Here is a 16067-nt window from a genome sequence, read left to right as displayed (position 1 = left end):
CAAAAGCGCCTCGGCAGCTACCGCCACCGCCGGCCGGACTCAGCGTTAGCACCGGCCCCGCCCCGGCCGGGGTGGGGCAGATGTTCATGGTGTCTCAGGCGGGGACGGCGGCAACGGTGGTGATGCTTCCACCGTCGGAACCGGGCAAGTTACCGCCGGTCACGGCGGCCGAGGTGGCAACGGCGATGCCACCAGCACCGCTAGCACCGGCGGCAACGGCGGCAACGGCGGCAACGCGACAATCAACAACGTGAATAATGCGAATACAGCCGTCGGTGGAAACGGGGGCAACGGCGGCACCGGCTATAACGCAGCTCCTGGCCACAGTAATGGCGGTAACGGCGGCAACGCCACCATCAAGGCAGGCCACAACTCTGACGCCTTCGGCGGCAGCGCAGGTGCCGGCGGTGCCGGCATCACTTATTCCGGAAGTGGCGGATCGGGAGGGGCCGCGTCGAACGTCACGGACGGCCTGGCCTACGGCGGCGATGGCGGCGTCGGCGGCACCGGTGGCGTCGGAGGGGCCGGCGGCATTGGCGGTTACGCATACACCTACAACGGCCAGGGAGCCGCCTTCGGCGGCGACGGCGGCACCGGTGGCGACAGCCAGACCAGCGGCGTCGCGGGCGGCGACGGCGGCGACGGCGGCAACGCGTACACCACAAACCATGCCTTCGCCCAGGGCGGTCAAGGCGGAGCTGGCGGAAAGGGCGGTCCCGGAGCGTCCAACGGTGCTTCAGGCTCGAACGGCCAGATCGGGAAAGCGTAGCGAATTATCTGGCAGGGAATCCGATGGAAAAGTGTTGCCGTGGCTGCCGCGGATAGCGGGTCAGGATGTCCAGGATTGGCGTTGCCTAACCCGGCAGGCGCCGGACGGCGACTCGGACCCCCTCGCAACCGCGCTGCGCGAAGACCGACGATTTCCTCGTCAACAATCCGCAGTAGCGTCCGCGGCGGACCAAAATCGGGATGCAGCGGCGGTCCTCCGAGACCGAACTGGTCGTGCTGGTGGCGTTGTAGCCTACGACCGCTGACCCCTGGGAATTATTCGTCGAGACGGATTGGGGCGGTCTGGGATGCGGGTTTTGGGCTGGCTACCAACGGGAAGAGGCGGCATCCGATGCAGAAGCCGAAGGCCGCGTTCAGATAGACGGCTGCCAGAAGGGTTGCCGTGGCGATTACACCGAGCAAGCGAATGCCGGCGGCGAAACCGACCGCACCCGGAATCACCATCACGAAGCCGACCAGGTTGGCGAACTTGACCGGCGCTAGCGGTTCTCGTTCGGCGACTGGACCGAGCCGGGGCGCTACGAATGCGGCGAACACCAGCCCATAAGGGTTCCAGCGGGGCCGATTCAGGGCGCCAATGGCAAAAACGAAAGCCTGCAGAGTCAGGACCACCGCGGCGGCGGGGGGACTGAAGCCGGAAATGATCAGACTGATGACCAGAACTGCGGTAGAGACCCAGGCTCCGAACTTGGTACCGCGAACGTCGACGCCATTTCCTTGGTTGGTATTGCTGGTCGACACGTTGCTCCTCACTCCTAACTCGATTTGTTGGGAAACGGACGACGCGGCAACGATTCTTGACTCACGCGTCCCCGGGACGAAGCTGGCCGGCGGCGAAAAACGGCAGCAAACGAGGATCGCCCCGCTGCCTGCGATGAGCATGAACTCGCCCGCAAATCCAATGTCATGGTGTGTCAGCCCAACAGCGTTTCCAGAGCGGACGCCAGATTCTCAACCGTCGGGATGCCTGTGGCCCGGTACCGCTGACGTCCCGCGGAATCGAAGATGAACGTGGTTGGCAGCGACCGCACCGAAAGCTGTTGCGCCGCCACATGATTGGTATTCATGTCAAGTTCGACGTGGGCGACCCCCCGTCGATTGTCGCAGACCTGGCTAACTACCCGACGTAGCCGTATGCAGCCCCCGCACCAAGGGGCGCTGAAATGTACGATCGTTGGCCCCGTGCTTGATAAGGGGAGGTCTGTGTCGCTGACTCCGGGGGTTGGGCCAGCATGAGAACCGGTGGGCCGGATCTGTCCTGATTGCCTGGTGATCAACCATCCAATAGCGGTCGCCAGCGTGATAGTCGTGACGACTGCGACGATTGCGGTGATCATGGCTGTCTAGACCCGGCGCGCATCATCACGCGTGCATTGCTTGTCATCGCGGAACTGGTCAGACCGGATGGAGTTATGGCTGACCGCGGATGGCATTGCTGGTGAGACACATTCGGGCGACTGCCGTTTACGCGCGGTGACCAGCAGGTAGTCCCACTCCATGGTCGACGGCGTGCCGGCCAAGTACCGTTCGGCCAATGCGGCCAACTTGTCATCCAACTCGTCAACTCGACGGGGATCATTCGCGATGCGCTGGTATGCAGCGCGCGGGGGCGGGCAATGGGCTTTCATATAGTCGCGGAACGCTTCCCCATCCGCGAACATAACCACCCGCAGCGTGTGTTGTTCCGCCGTGAAGTTGCTTACTCGATCCCCCAACAGATCACGCACGTAAGCCGCGTCGCCCCACCTGGCTGCTGGCTGCGAACCAGGTTGCGGCGCATCAAGGTATGGCTTGATCGTCGTCATCAGCTCGCTCATGAAGCCGTCCGATGTCCAGTTGATCAGCCCGATGATTCCCCCGGGTTTGCAGACCCGAACCAATTCGTCAGCGGCGCACTGATGTTGCGGGGCGAACATCACCCCAACGCATGACAGCACCGCGTCAAACTCGTTGGTGTCAAACGGCAGTGCTTCAGCGTTGGCCACCTGCCAGTGCAGCCTGGCGCCGCGGGTCTGAGCAAGCTCACGGCCCCGATCCAGCAGCTCGGGGCATAGATCGCTGGCAATGACGTCGGCGCCGGTGAGAGCAGCCGGTATCGCCACATTGCCGGTCCCCGCAGCGACATCGAGCACTCGATCTCCCGGCCTGATTGCGCTTGCGCGCACGAGCGCTCGTCCGAGTGGGCACAACAGCTCGGTCACCGTCTTGGCGTAGTCGCCTGATGCCCAAAGCGCGGTGGTCCTACCTGCGTACCCAAGATCGGCTGCAGCGCCGTCGGTTCGATGGCCGGTCGTCATTCCTGTCGTCCCTTCTCGTTGGTTGCCGCCTGATCTGACATCAGAGCTGCGGTGCGTCCCCGGCGGCTCTGCGCCAGGCAAGGGTGTCGGCCGACGAGTGCTATCGCGCGGCCATCCACCATTACCGGCGGACCCTCATATTGTCCACCACTGTTGACAGATCAGTCAACCATGGATGACAATAACGGACCTAGGGCGCGATGGAACTGACTCGAAGGCACGACCGGCGGCTGCGACATAACGAACGCGCGCTAGAAGCAATGCGTCAACGGCCTTGGAAGGAAATAGCATGACCAAGAAGCTCGTCATTGTGGGCGCCGGCATCGGCGGCCTCAGCGTGAGAAGGCGATCCGCGAGTCCACAGTAGTTGTTGACGATCTTGACATCACCATCATTGACGAAGACTTTTCGCATTTCCTCGGATTTACATTGCCGTGGGTGATGCGAGGATGGCGTGACGAGCACAGCGTCCCCATTCGTCCCACCGCCGCTACCCTTGCCGGGATCAACACCATCACTGGAAAGGTCGCCGCAGTGAATCCGGAGGCCAAGACGGTGACGTTGACCGACGAATCGGAAATCAGCTTCGACGCATTAGTGCTCGCAACAGGTTCGCGCAATGCAATCGAGATCGTGCCCGGCCTGCAGCGGGCGTACGACGAGGGTGTAGCAGTGCACTTCTATGCCGCCGACGCGGCCGCCGCTGCGCACCGGGCATTGTCGGAATTCGCTGGCGGCAACCTCGTGTTCTTGATCACCGCACAGCCATTTCGTTGCCCCGTCGCTCCTTACGAGGGAACTCTTTTGGCCGCCGATTTGCTGCGCGAGAATGGCACGCGCGACCGAACTGAAATCTCGCTGTACACACCGGAGAAGCAGCCCATGTATGGGGCAGGTGATTATGCTGGGTTCGAGCTCATGGATCTGCTCAAGACTGAGGAAGTCGAAGTTCACTTGGAACACGCCGTCGAGCGCATCGATCCCGACCATCGGGTGATCCATTTCGAAATGGGAAAGCCGTCGATTTCGATCTGCTGGTGTTCGTTCCGCCTCACCAGCCCACGATTACCCTCGATCGGCCCGGCTGGATCAGTATCGATACTGAAACCATGCAGACCAACTACCCTGGCATTTGGGCGATCGGCGACATCACCACGGTCACTTGTCCGTCAGGACGGCCCCTGCCCAAAGCAGCAGTCTTCGCCAAGAACGGCGGCAAGGCAGCGGCGGGAAACATCCTCAAGTTTCTGGGCAAGACCGGTGCGAGTGATCCGATGTCGGGGCTGGGACATTGCTACATCGACACCGGCGCATACTCGGCCGTAACGGGCAAGACCGACTTCTTCCAGCTTCCACTACCCGAGCTGCACCTGTCTGAGCCCTCGCAGGAGCTAGAGGAAGCCAAGCAGGCCGAAGAAATGGACTGGCGGGCCTGCTGGGAATAGGCGATTCAATGCGATGCGGGTCCGGCCGGCCGCCTCGGCTGGGGCCGACACGGCCGGTCGGTGGGCACGACAGTGGGGCAGCGCCGATCGCTCACCGATCTGCGGTCGCGAACATGGTGATGCCCCGAGCAAGAAGCCTCAGTTGGCGATCCGGCGGTTTCGGTCAGTACGGCAGTGGCCGCCCGCCGGTCCTACCCCCTGCGCAACGGCGCAGGATTCCACAGACCACTACGGGTTACCGTGCCCAGCTGCAACCGTGCCGGGTCGGCATCGGGGTAGTAAGGGGCCAGTCGCTGCAGTGAGCCCCAGTCGCGGAACCAGTCGTCCTTGAGGTAGCTGGCCACAGTCGTTGCCCGCAAAAGCAATTCGGTGATGCCCAGCGGGCCGCCGCCGTTCTTGTCCATGACGGGTGAGTTGGCTTCGGCGCCGAACCGGTCCGGCAGGATGCGCCACTTCGGCGTTTCGATGACGCCGTTTTGATGGCCGAACGGGCGCTGGCACGGGAAGGCCAACCCGACCAGCCAGTCCAAAAACACCGGATCCTTGGAGCCCACCACGTCCTGCAGCGTGCGCAGGTGCGGAATCCGCGGCGGCGTCAGGGCGATCCAGTGTTGCGGAGCCAGGTCCTCGTCGTCGGCCACCAAGCGAACCTGGGTGGCGCTGTCGGGGATGGCCGACAGCGGCGCGCGCAGGTTGCGCCAAGCCGGCACCGCGCCGACGTCGGCGAAGCTCATTGACCCGCCGGGGTGTCCGGACGCCGCTTGGTCATCGGTAGCCCACTGCACCTGGACTTCCCGAGGATCGAACCGGCCGGCCGCCGACACGACCAGTAGTGGTGTTTTCTCGCGGTTCTCCTTGGGCGGCAGCCGATACCACCCGGACCGAAGCAAGGCGGGCACTTGGATGCCGGCCCGCCAGCTGCCCAGCACGGGGGTGCGCGCGGGGTCCAGGTTGAAGGGCAGCCGGGCGCGGGACCCGTTGATCCCGGGTGCGGCGGTGGTACCGCCTTCGGTGCCGGCTTCGGTGCCGGTGACCAGTCCGTCGTCGTTGATGAAGCTGCGGTCGCCCGGGCGTTCCATCACTGGGTCGGCGGACACGTCAGCGGGAATCCCGTTGGGCGTGAACGCTTCCGAGAGACCGTCGCCCAGGGCTTCGGCCACCGGAGCGCTTACCGGCGACAGCATGCCCGCGTCAGGATTCAGCTCGACCAGCACGTCTTCGGCTAGGCCGCAGGTCTTCCCGGCCTTGAAACCGGCGACGGCTTGAAGATTGGACAGTCCCACCGACCACGCCGGGTATTGATCGGTCATGCCCAGGGTCAGCGAGAACACTTCGAACAGCACCAGCAGCCAGGTCGCAACGGCCAACGGAGACTGGATGATCCCGGACAACCGCGCCCCGTAACGGGTCTTGGGATGCCCGTCGTGGGGAGCGACAAAGTGGAACCATGCTGCCAACAGCAGCACCAACACCGTCAGCCCAAGCAGCATGGTGGCGAAACCGTAGTGCCATTCCGGAAACGAATTCGACCAGGGCACACCGAAGTTGGACACGTACCACCAGCCGTTGACGCTGGCGAACGACAACGCCACCAGGAACACCACCACCGCAGCAAACACGGTCCGATTACGCCGGGAGCGCATGGCCGCCCCTGTCACGGCGACCGCGGCCAGCGCACCCAGTGAGCCCGCCAGCCCGGCGAACACTCCGAAATGGTGGGTCCATTTCGTAGGAGTGAACATCATGGCCACGAACGAAATGATGGTGATGCCGACGATGCGGCGGCTAGGCCCGGCGGCGGTACCCGGAATCCGCCCTTTACGCAACGACATTGCCACCGATACCGCGAGCGCCAGAACCAATGCCAGCACAGCGAAGCGACGGGCCACCGAACCGTCCGGGCTGGCCATGAACAACCGCTCGTAGCGGATGTGCTCGTCGAACCAGCTCAGACTGGGACCAAGGGCGCGCTTGAGGGCGGTTGCCTGCATCTCCCCAGCCAGGGTCTGATCGCGGAAGATCAGGATCGCGGTAACGGTAGCTGCTGCCAGCAAGGGCGCCACCAAAGGAAGCGCACCGAACTGTCGATATCGGCGGTGCAAGATGGTCCGCAGCGGCCCGATCGCGACGAGGAGCGCGCCGATGGAAGCGATGCCGGTTGGCCCGGAGAACAGGGTCAGCGCGCCGATGATGCAGGCGATCGCCACCGGCAGCAGGCGATTGGTGGCCACCGCGCGCTCCACCGAAATCCAGGTCAGCAGGATTCCCAGGGCGATGATGGGTTCCGGTCGCAGCCCGTTGTTCAGCGGCAACCAGACCGCCAGGAACATGCCGGCAGCCGTCCAGGCCGCGGCGCGATTGGTCTTGACGGCATGGCCCAGCCGGGGGATGACCTCACGGCTGATCACCCACCAGCAGGTCAGGGCCATCATCAGGGTCGGCAACCGCATCCAGATACTGGCGGTGCTGACGTGGGCCCACAGCGCCAGCAAGTCGTAGTACCAGCCGAAGGGGGCTTCGGGGGTTCCCAGCCATCGGTAATAGTTCGACATGTAACCGGCGTGTTCGGATACCCGGGCCATGGTCAGGATGTAGCCGTCGTCGGAGGTGTTGGCGCCGACGAACTGCCACCACACCAGCACGGCGATCACCAGGGCGTCCAAGCCCCCCAGCGACCACCAGCGCGGCGGCAGGATGCGGCGGTGGCGAGTGCCGTCGGCGGTGTCGAGGACATGCAATGCGACCAACGCGGCAGCCGTGGCCAACAGGCCGGCGATCATCGCGGCCATCTTCAGCGGGGTGGGGCTGCTGCTGTAGCGGGTGTCCACGCTCGCCGAGAAGCTCAGCCCTGGCGGTGCCGGCCCGGACAGATCGGTGAACACCCCGACGATTTGTGGACGGAAGTCGTAGCCGCCGCGCTCCCCGCGCAGCGGTTCGCCCGGATGCTCGGCGTTGGGCCCCTGCTTGAGGCCCACGAATTCGGCGGCGACCTTGTCGGCGTGGGCGGTGAACGTTAACCGCTGGCATGCGGGGCTGAGCACCTGACTCAGCGGAGCGGTGACCACCGGGACATTGCGCACCACCAGCACCAGGTCGTCGTTGGCGCGCTGGATGAGCAGCCCGCGGTCGACGGCGTTAGGGGCCTGCTTGGGCACCGTCGACAACAGTACGGTCTTGCCGGTGTTTTGCGGCCCGGCGAGTCCGGCGGCGGCCTGGCAGGGGACGGTGATGGTCAGTTCGGTGGCCACGTAGCTGATCAGCGGCGCCTCAACGCTGGTGAAGGTGCCGTTCTGCGGCCAATTCAGTTGCGCGGTGGTCTGCTTGACCGGCAGCAGCGGGGTGGCCAGCGCCAGGATGGTCCCGAGCAGGCCTGCGATGGCGGCGACGAACCGAGCGATCCGGTGGTTTGCTCCCGCGTCGCTCACGGAGGTAGATGGTAATTGTTGGAGCCCGCCCGGTGCGGTTTCGGTGGTCATCGGGCGCCCGCCGCCGGTTTGCGAATGGCCAGGACGAAGGGACCGATGGTGTCGACGCTGAAACGCGGATCAGCGAAGATGGCGGACTTCAATCCCACGGTGTAGCGGCGCACGTTGGGCTGATTGGGGTAGACGTCTTCGGCCAGCCGAAGGGTGTAAGTGTTGCCCGCGCCGCGGCGCATCAGGAACACCGTCGGCGCCGGCCAGGGCAGCTTGTCAAGGGCGGCGATGAACTGGTCGGGGGTCTTGAGCTTGGCCCAGCTTTCGATATGGGCGGCCCGCTTGTCGAACTGCGCCAGCGGGTTGGCGTAGTGCGACGTCAATCCCTGGAACCCCCAATAGGGGTAGTACGACAAGAAGCTGTAGTCCGCGGTCAGCACCACGAGCTGATCACGCGGTTCGCCGGTGACCTTTCGGATGGCGGCGTCGACCGCCGGGTAGTACTTCTCGGAGCCGGGCGGGCGCCGGTCGCCGCGCTGGCCGTGGCCGTCGGTGTCGGTGTAGGCGACCGTCAGGTCGGGCCGCAGCACGTCGGGAATGTCCTGGCTGAACGCGATGGCGCCGGCCAGTCCGATGGCGCCGGCCACCGGGAGCGCGGTGCGCCGCCTTACGGCCAGCGCCTGTGCCGCCTCCACGAAGCCGAACACTCCCGCCGCGGCCAGTAGCACGGTCAACGTCGGCTGCAGCCGAAACGACAGCAACGTGGTACGCGCCAACGTGGTCAGCATCGACAGCAGCGACCACAGGTACACGGCCAGCACACCGATGGCCAGCGCGCCAGCCCGCGTCGACGACCGCGACGTGGCGACCAGCCACAGGGTCCCCAGCATGCACAGGGCGCCCAGCAGCGAGAACTGCAGCATCGGGAAGGTCAGTTGGGCGCCGTCGGCGGGCAGGTAGTGCTGGGCGCTGCCGGTATTGCTGACCGGGTCGCGGACCGCTCGCAGCAGGTAGGGCAGCCAGGTGGAGGAGCCGATGGCCGCGGCGATGGCGCCGATGACGGCCAGCCGGCGCAGCGGGTCGACGGCCGCCTTTCTGCTGTGTCGCCATCGGGAGCCGGCCAGCAGCAGCGCCATCAACATGACGGTGAACGCGCTGTAGGCCACCAGCAGCGTGTACCAGGTCGCGGCGAAGCCCAAGAAGATGCCGGTGCCAACCACCGCGGCCCAACCGTTGGCGTTCTTCGGCCGCGACGGTGTGACTGTGGCGTCACGTTCGGCCTCCGGCGGGACTGCAGCGTCACGCTCGGCGTTCGAGGAGGCGCGATTCCCGGCGCGCAGACCGGACCATGCCAGCACCAGCACCGGCGGCAGCAGCATCGTGATCATCGCCGCATATGGCTCCGACGAGCTGTAGGCCAGCGTCACCGCCGCCGTGGCGATGGTTACCAGCAGCGCGTACTCGAAGCGGATCAACCGCCACCACAGCACCAGCGCGACTGCCACTGCGATGGTGATCGACGTGATCGCCCAGGGCTTGAACATCTCCCACGCGGGCGTACCGGTCAGCGCGGCGGCGCGCCCGCCGATCCAGAACCAGCCGGGCGGGTAGAACGGCGGCAGGCCCAGGTAGGTCATGTCGTGCAGCACCGGGCTGTCGGCGAGCCGGGTCAGGTATTCGGTGCGGAATTGCTGGTCGACGGAGATGCCGAAGAGATACAGCGTGGTGGCTCCCAGCGGCATGCCCAGCGTCACCACGGCGAACTCGGACACGAACACCAGCCCGCCCAGCTGCGCCAGCCGGCGAAACCGCCCCGTGCGCCACAGCCAGCCGACGGCGAGCAGCCCGGCCAGGCAGCCCACCTGGCCGACGGTGGTCAGCGCATGCAACTGGTTGGATGACGGGAACGCCGGCCACTGGACCCGCGCAATGGCGATCAGTGATACCGCCGCGACGGCGACGGCGACCAACGTCGCCAGGGCCATCTCGGCGAGGGTGACCAGCACGCCGCGGCCGCGAGCGGGCTTCCGGGCGCGAGCAGACGCAAAAGTCCCCAATTCGGGCGCCAATTGGGGACTTTTGCGTCTGTTCGGCATGCTCAGATGGGTAACTTACGGAAGATGCTCCGCGGGATGTGACGCAATACCATCATCACGTAGCGGAATGCCGCTGGCGCCCAGACCAATTCCTTACCTCTGGCAGCCGCGGTCACCGCGAGGTTAGCGACGTACTCCTTGTCGACGGTCAGGGGAGCTTCCTTGATGTGCGCGCTCATCCGGGTCCGTACCTGACCCGGCCGGATGACCAGAACCCGAACCCCGTACTCGCGCAACGCTTCTCCCAGGCCCAGGTAGAAGCCGTCCAGACCGGCCTTGGTGGAGCCGTAGACGAAGTTGGACCGGCGCACCCGCTCGCCGGCCACTGTGCTCATCGCGATGATCTGCCCGAAGCCCTGGGCGCGCATCTTTTCGCCCAGCAGCACACCCACCGAAACCGCTGCGGTGTAATTGATTTCGGCGATCTGAACGGCCTTGCGCTGATTCTGCCATAGCTCTTCGGCATCGCCGAGCAAACCGAACGCGACGATCGCCACGTCGATATCGCTGCCCGCGAACGCTTGTTCAATAACCTTCGGATGGCTGTCGGTGTCCACGGCGTCGAAGTCGATCAGCTCCACCGACCGTGCACCGGCTGCTTTCATCTGGGTGACCGCGTCGTCGCGGCCCGGGTCGTCGGGCAGGCAGGCCAGCGCAATGCGCGCGGGGGCGTTACGCAGGTAGCGCTCGCAGATGGCCAGCCCGATCTCGGACGTGCCGCCCAGCAGCAGGATGGACTGTGGGTTTCCCACGGCATCGAGAACCATTTAGAGCAGCTCCAAACGTCGGGCCATGTCGGAGGCGAACACGTGCAGCGGGTCGACCTTGCGGCGCAGGGCAATCCACTCGTCGATGCGCGGATACATGGCGTGGAAGGTTTCGGCAGTGGCGCGGGAATCTTTGGCGGTATAGAGCCGACCGCCGAATTCCAGTACCCGGCGGTCGAGTTCGCTGACGAATGCGCCCAACCCGGCTTTGATCGGGAAGTCGACGCAGATGTTCCAGCCCGGGATGGGAAAGCTCAGCGGCGCCCGGTTGCCGGGGCCAAATAGCTTGAACACGTTGAGAAACGAGTAGTGGCCGCTGGTCTGGATGTCGCGGATGATCTTTTTGAATTCGTCGACGGCTTGGGTGGGAATCACGAACTGGTACTGCAGAAAACCCGCCGGGCCGTAGGCGCGGTTCCATTCACCGAACATGTCCAGCGGGTGGTAGAACTGCGTCAGGTTTTGGATCTTGCCGCGGTAGGTGCCGGACTTGCGGTACCAGAGCTCGCCGATCGGCCCGAAGGTGTACTTGTTGGCCAGCCCGTTGGGGAAGATGTTGGGAACTGTAAGCAGTTGTGGCGCATCAAATTTCAATGGGTTGCGGGCAAGCTTGGCGGGCAGCTGGTCGAGCCGGGCCAGCGAGCCGCGGGAGACTGCCGCGCGGCCCAGCTTTGGGGGTGCGCTGATCGCGTCGAACCAGGCGCTGGAATAGGTGTAGTTGGCTTCGCTGCCATCGCTGTGCAGTGCGATGGTCTCATCCAGGTCGGCGGTGACGTCGCCGTCGGCGATGAAGTATGCCGTCTCGGTGGGTGTCATCGCGATGGTGGCGCGCACGATGATGCCGGTGAGGCCGTTGCCGCCGACGGTTGCCCAGAACAGTTCGGCGTCCTCACCATCCGGGGTGAGGTGCCGGATCGCACCGTCGGCGGTCAACAGATCCATGGACCGCACGTAGTTGCCGAAGCTGCCCGCGCTGTGGTGGTTCTTGCCATGGATGTCGCAGGCGATCGCGCCGCCGATGGTGACCTGCCGGGTGCCGGGCAGTACCGGCACCCAGAGCCCGAACGGCAAGGCGGCTTTCATCAACTGATCGAGGTTGACGCCGCCGTCGACGTCGGCAAGTTTGGTGTCGGCACTGATCGAGTGAATGATGTTGAGCGCCGACATGTCGATCACCAGCCCGCCGCCGTTTTGGGCGTTGTCGCCATAGGACCTGCCCAGGCCGCGGGCGATGACCCCCCTGGCGCCGGAGTCGGCGACGCGGGCCACCGCCTTGGCGATCACCTCCGGGTCGGGGCTGCGCAGCACGTCGGCCACCGATGGCGCGGTACGGCCCCACCCGGTTAGCCGGGTCGGTGTGGTGGAGAGTTCCATGCTCGACATCGTCAAAGAGGGTACCGCCTCCTCCCGTGACGTTGCGGGTCGGAACGGGCCGCTGCGAGGCGGACATGTCAGGCCTCCCGAGCCGAGCCGAGGGTGAACCAGGGGCTTCGAGGGTGCGTTCGTGGCGGGCATGCCGGCGTGTCGGCGCCCTATTTTCACGCTGGACGCCGTGGATGCACGGTCAAGTACTGACGGCGGCCACGGCGATCGAGCTGGGCGCCGAAGCCCGCCCGAAGCCCGAAGCCCGCCTGAACCCCCAAGCCCTCAAGCCCCAAGCCGTCAGCGGATGCGGAAGATCACCGCTCGCTGCACGACGAAGTTGATCACCGTCGCGGTGCCCTGGGCGATCACGAACGCGACGGGTATGGCCCACCCCCGGTAGTGCAGCAGCGCCAGACAGACATGGTTGAGTCCGACCTGCACGGCGAAGGTGACCCCGTAAAGGGCCATGACGGCGGCGAACCGCGCCCTGCTCGGCGAGGCCTGAAATGTCCACCTGCGGTTGATCAGATAGGCGGTGATGGTGCCCACCACGACGCTGATGAACTTCGACAGGTCGACCTGCAGACCAACCCCTTTGTAAAGCGCCACATAAACGCTGAAGTCGACGATCGCCGCGAAACCGCCGGTAACGACGAAACGCATCATCTGGGTCGTCAGGTGCAGGTGCTGATGGTGCTGGCGCGGCGGCGCGGCATCAGGCTCGGGCGGGATCATCGGGGGGAAGTCTAGCCGGGCCGGCGTGCCCACCGGGCCTGGTGCGGCAGTCGATCAGGTGGGCAACTTCATCGCGATCACCTCGACCTGACTGGGCCCCCGGGGGGTCGAGTAGGTGACGGTGTCGCCCGGCTGATGTCCGGCGAGCGCCTGGCCAAGCGGGCTGTTCGCGGTCAGCGTTTCCGATTCGTGGCCTTCGGGGCTTTCTTCGATGATGGAGATCACGTGCATCGTGACAACCTCACCGTCGGGAAACCGCAACGTCACCTCGGTGCCACCGGGCAGCGCGTCGGATCCGGTGTCGCGCAGCGGCCCGGACTTGAGCCGCCGGTCCAGTTCGTTGATCCGGTCGGCAAGGACGGCCAGCTCGTCGGCGCGCTGGATTGCCTCGGCGGCGTCGCCGTGGTCCCCGACCATGCCGCGGTCATTCTTGACCTCGATCTCGAGGCGGTCGTGGCGTTGCCGTAGCCTCGCCAACTCCGCGGCGAGGTGATCGCGTGCCGCTTCCGCCAGCCCCGTTGATTGGACTTCCTCGCTCACGTCCGCAGACCTTTCGCCCCAGGTTGCCGGTAGGTGCCGTGTGCCGATTGCTCATTGGCAATCGTGGCGTTTCAGTGTTACACCACCAACAGCTAGCCGTCACTGATATTCGCCAAGCGGATATAGCCGGTTATCGGCGCCGCTAACCTCCAGCGGCGCAATCACCGCCACTGGTGCACCGGTCACCTTGTCATGCGCCCTCTTTGGCACCTCCGGTCAGCGGCGACACCACGTTGTCGGAGTCCTCATCGTGGTCAAGGTCGTAGTCGAGCGTTCCGCCGCGCAGCGCTTCGAAGATGGCGACGCCTTGCGAAACCAGCCCGGCCGCCACCTGACTTAACCCTTCGGCACCGTTGAGCACGGTCAGGTTGGCGCCGGCGAGACCGCGGGCGGCCTTCTCCACGATGACGGGCAGCTGGTCGATCAGCATTCGGTCCAAAGCCACCCGATTGTGGGACGCCGCCGCTTCGGCCTGAATTTTCATCTTCTCGGCGTCGGCGCTGGCCAAGATGCGGACCCGTTCCGCTTCGGCCTCGGCCGGCTTGACCACCTCGGCGACCAACTCCTGCTGGCGCAACGCGGCTGCCTTCTGCGCCAATTCGGTACGCATCGCCAGCACTTCCCGCTGCGCCTGGGCCTCGGCAAGCGGCCCGGCCTGTGCGGCCTGGGCTTGCGCCTTGTCAACCTCGGCCTTGTATTGCGCCTTGACGATCGCGGTCTCACGGGCGAACTCAGCCTGCTTGCGTTGCGACTCCTGCTCGGCCTCGGCGGCTGCCTGGTTGGCCTGCGCCTGCGCGATCTGCGCCTGCTGTTGGATCGCGGCATTGTGTGGCGCCGACATCGCGTTGATGTAGCCAAGCCCGTCGTCGTCGATGGACTGGATCTGCAGCGCGTCAACGCACAGGCCGATGCGGGCCATTTCCTCCTTGGAACCGTCGAGCACCTCGGTCGCCAGCTTCTGGCGTTCCCGGATGATCTGCTCGACAGTCATGGACCCGATGATCGAGCGCAGGTGACCGGCGAAGATCCGGCCGGTAAGCACCGACATCTGGTCCTGCTCGGACAGGAATCGTTGTGCCGCCGCGATAATGCTCTCGGTGTCGTTGCCCACCTTGAAAGCGATGACGGCCCGGACATTGAGGGTAATGCCCTGCTGCGTCACGCACTTCTCGGCGACCTCAGCCTCGCACATGGCTAATGTCAGAAACCGGACCTTGCGGAAGAACGGCATGATAAAGGCCCCGTGTCCGGTCACCACCCGAAAAGGGGCGCTACCCTTTGCCTTTCCGCCGGAGATGAGCATCGCCTCGTCCGGAGCGGGCACCTTATAGCCGAGCATTAGTGGACTCCTTGATGTTTCGCGGTTTCTATCAGAGAACTTCAGTTGCCACCATCTGGGTCCAGGGCTCGACGATTACCGTCCTGGCACCTTGAACCCCGACCACCAGCACCTTGGTGCCTTTTGGCAACGCCTCATCGGAGCGTGCCAGGAATGCCTCCTTGGAACCGCGCACCGGAAGCACGACCTCGCCGGCGCCATCTACGCCGCGGGTCGCCACGATCAACGTCCCAACGCAGCCGATCACTGATGTGTGGCTCACGATCGCATCCTGCTCCATGGGGGGCCCGGCGTCGAGTCAGGGCCGAAGTCGATCGCCCGCCGGCTGGTGTAGAACTCTTGGCGAAGATGGGCCGCCTGAAGGCTTAGCTAGGTTACCCATCCCCATCATCACCGAACTGCCGCCGGTGACTATCGCGGTAACGGTGGTGACGGCCAGCCAACGCATAGGTTCTGCATCCCACGATGCCATCGCCGGGGCCGGTGGAACCGGCGGCCAAGGCGGACCTGGCGGAGCAACCGGCAAGAACGGTTCCACCGGTAAGACCGGGAAGACGTAGCGAGTCGTCGGCGGGGTTCTTTCGGCGACTGCCGATGGTGGATTTGCGCGCTGAGGTTTGCCGGCGCGGATCGGTGCGGACCCCCTATTCGCCTATTTCGTCAGCTTCAGCGCCGCCAGCGGCCGGTTGATACGAATTTGAGGCCTTGCGCGCAAAGAGGCTCCTTGGTGTCGCGGCTGGTGGTAGTTGTGAATATTCATCGATGCTCTGAAGCTGGCCGTCGTCGCTAGGCAGGGGGTTGTCATGTCGTTGGTGGTGGTGCCGGAGGTGTTGGTGGCGGCGGCAGCGGATGTAGCGGGTATTGGGTGGTCGGTGGGGGCGGCTAATGCGGCGGCGTTGGCGCCGACGACGGATTTGTTGGCTGCTGGTGGTGATGAGGTGTCGGCGGCGGTGGCGGCGTTGTTTTCTCGCCACGCTGGTCAGTATCAGGTGTTGAGTCGGCAGGTGGCGGGGTTTCATGCCGAGTTTGTGCGGGCGTTGAGCGGGGCGGGGTATGCGTATGCGGCTGCCGAGGCCGCCGGTGCTCATCCGTTGCAGAGCTTGATTGATGAGGTGTTGGTGGTGATTAATGCCCCGACCAATCTGCTGTTGGGGCGTCCGCTGATCGGCGACGGCAGGAATGGGGCGGCCGGGACTGGGGCTAAGGGTGGTGCTGGCGGGATTTTGATCGGCAATGGTGGTGCCGGGGGTTCGGGTGCGCCGGGGCTAGCTGGTGGGG

Annotated in this window: 11 protein-coding genes and 5 pseudogenes; 5 read left to right on the top strand and 11 right to left on the bottom strand. The window is 65.1% G+C overall.

From position 1 onward, the window contains the following. Both EET13_RS31040 and EET13_RS28045 read left to right on the top strand, forming a co-directional pair. Window positions 1-254: pseudogene (locus EET13_RS31040) on the top strand (hypothetical protein); the annotation flags it as partial. After that, complete coding sequence (locus EET13_RS28045; RefSeq protein ID WP_122445308.1) at window positions 251-769, top strand: hypothetical protein; 519 nt, start codon at window positions 251-253, stop codon at window positions 767-769. The pseudogene EET13_RS31040 and the gene EET13_RS28045, both read left to right, overlap by 4 nt. 275 nt (window positions 770-1044) lie before the next feature. On the opposite strand, the gene EET13_RS28040 is transcribed toward EET13_RS28045, so the two are convergent. From EET13_RS28040 to EET13_RS28030, 3 genes and pseudogenes are all read right to left on the bottom strand, one after another. Then, the gene (locus EET13_RS28040; protein ID WP_244604154.1) at window positions 1045-1530 is read right to left on the bottom strand and encodes a DUF4395 domain-containing protein; all 486 of its coding nucleotides are present in this window, start codon (window positions 1528-1530) and stop codon (window positions 1045-1047) included. A 173-nt stretch (window positions 1531-1703) separates the two neighbouring features. Continuing rightward, the gene (locus EET13_RS28035) at window positions 1704-2126 is read right to left on the bottom strand and encodes a TlpA family protein disulfide reductase (RefSeq protein ID WP_122445306.1); all 423 of its coding nucleotides are present in this window, start codon (window positions 2124-2126) and stop codon (window positions 1704-1706) included. Window positions 2127-2249: 123 nt separating this feature from the next. Further along, window positions 2250-3086: pseudogene (locus EET13_RS28030) on the bottom strand (class I SAM-dependent methyltransferase); the annotation flags it as partial. Window positions 3087-3375: 289 nt separating this feature from the next. Here EET13_RS28030 and EET13_RS33040 point away from each other — a divergent pair. After that, window positions 3376-4531, top strand: a pseudogene (locus EET13_RS33040) (NAD(P)/FAD-dependent oxidoreductase). A gap of 191 nt (window positions 4532-4722) precedes the next feature. On the opposite strand, the gene EET13_RS28020 reads toward EET13_RS33040, so the two are convergent. The 8 genes from EET13_RS28020 to EET13_RS27985 all read right to left on the bottom strand — a co-directional run bounded on the left by EET13_RS28020 (window position 4723) and on the right by EET13_RS27985 (window position 15051). Next, window positions 4723-8007: an arabinosyltransferase domain-containing protein gene (locus tag EET13_RS28020; protein ID WP_122445304.1), complete on the bottom strand. Its 3285-nt coding sequence runs from the start codon at window positions 8005-8007 to the stop codon at window positions 4723-4725. Then, window positions 8004-10043 (bottom strand): galactan 5-O-arabinofuranosyltransferase, encoded by a 2040-nt coding sequence (locus EET13_RS28015; RefSeq protein WP_122445303.1) that lies wholly within the window; start codon window positions 10041-10043, stop codon window positions 8004-8006. Before EET13_RS28015 ends, EET13_RS28020 begins: the two co-directional genes overlap by 4 nt. 2 nt (window positions 10044-10045) lie before the next feature. After that, on the bottom strand, window positions 10046-10810 hold the full coding sequence (gene dprE2, locus EET13_RS28010; RefSeq protein ID WP_122445302.1) for a decaprenylphospho-beta-D-erythro-pentofuranosid-2-ulose 2-reductase: 765 nt from the start codon (window positions 10808-10810) through the stop codon (window positions 10046-10048). After that, entirely contained in the window at window positions 10811-12193 is a 1383-nt protein-coding gene (gene dprE1, locus EET13_RS28005; RefSeq protein ID WP_122445301.1) for a decaprenylphosphoryl-beta-D-ribose oxidase, read from the bottom strand. 279 nt (window positions 12194-12472) lie between these two features. Further along, the gene (locus EET13_RS28000; RefSeq protein WP_122445310.1) at window positions 12473-12838 is read right to left on the bottom strand and encodes a GtrA family protein; all 366 of its coding nucleotides are present in this window, start codon (window positions 12836-12838) and stop codon (window positions 12473-12475) included. Window positions 12839-12964: 126 nt separating this feature from the next. Next, window positions 12965-13450 carry a GreA/GreB family elongation factor gene (locus EET13_RS27995; RefSeq protein ID WP_122445300.1) on the bottom strand — a complete coding sequence of 162 codons (486 nt, stop codon included), beginning with the start codon at window positions 13448-13450 and terminating at the stop codon, window positions 12965-12967. Between the two features lie 190 nt (window positions 13451-13640). Next, the gene (locus tag EET13_RS27990; protein ID WP_244604152.1) at window positions 13641-14789 is read right to left on the bottom strand and encodes an SPFH domain-containing protein; all 1149 of its coding nucleotides are present in this window, start codon (window positions 14787-14789) and stop codon (window positions 13641-13643) included. Between the two features lie 31 nt (window positions 14790-14820). Continuing rightward, complete coding sequence (locus EET13_RS27985) at window positions 14821-15051, bottom strand: NfeD family protein (RefSeq protein WP_122445309.1); 231 nt, start codon at window positions 15049-15051, stop codon at window positions 14821-14823. 541 nt (window positions 15052-15592) lie between these two features. Between EET13_RS27985 and EET13_RS33035 the strand changes: the two are divergent. After that, window positions 15593-15808, top strand: a pseudogene (locus EET13_RS33035) (PE family protein); the annotation flags it as partial. 102 nt (window positions 15809-15910) lie between these two features. Further along, window positions 15911-16067 (top strand): annotated as a pseudogene (locus EET13_RS33030) (PE family protein); the annotation flags it as partial.

Origin of the sequence: Mycobacterium attenuatum, assembly GCF_900566085.1 — a bacterium.
GTDB classification, from domain to species: Bacteria; Actinomycetota; Actinomycetes; order Mycobacteriales; family Mycobacteriaceae; genus Mycobacterium; species Mycobacterium attenuatum.
This window is presented reverse-complemented; position numbering and strand designations above follow the sequence as displayed.

Bases quoted from the DNA above. Each gene is read 5' to 3' on its own strand.
- EET13_RS28035 (WP_122445306.1), bottom strand. From the start codon at position 2,126: ATGATCACCGCAATCGTCGCAGTCGTCACGACTATCACGCTGGCGACC.
- EET13_RS28020 (WP_122445304.1), bottom strand. From the start codon at position 8,007: ATGACCACCGAAACCGCACCGGGCGGGCTCCAACAATTACCATCTACC.
- EET13_RS28015 (WP_122445303.1), bottom strand. From the start codon at position 10,043: ATGCCGAACAGACGCAAAAGTCCCCAATTGGCGCCCGAATTGGGGACT.
- dprE2 (WP_122445302.1), bottom strand. From the start codon at position 10,810: ATGGTTCTCGATGCCGTGGGAAACCCACAGTCCATCCTGCTGCTGGGC.
- dprE1 (WP_122445301.1), bottom strand. From the start codon at position 12,193: ATGTCGAGCATGGAACTCTCCACCACACCGACCCGGCTAACCGGGTGG.
- EET13_RS28000 (WP_122445310.1), bottom strand. From the start codon at position 12,838: ATGCGTTTCGTCGTTACCGGCGGTTTCGCGGCGATCGTCGACTTCAGC.
- EET13_RS27990 (WP_244604152.1), bottom strand. From the start codon at position 14,789: ATGCTCGGCTATAAGGTGCCCGCTCCGGACGAGGCGATGCTCATCTCC.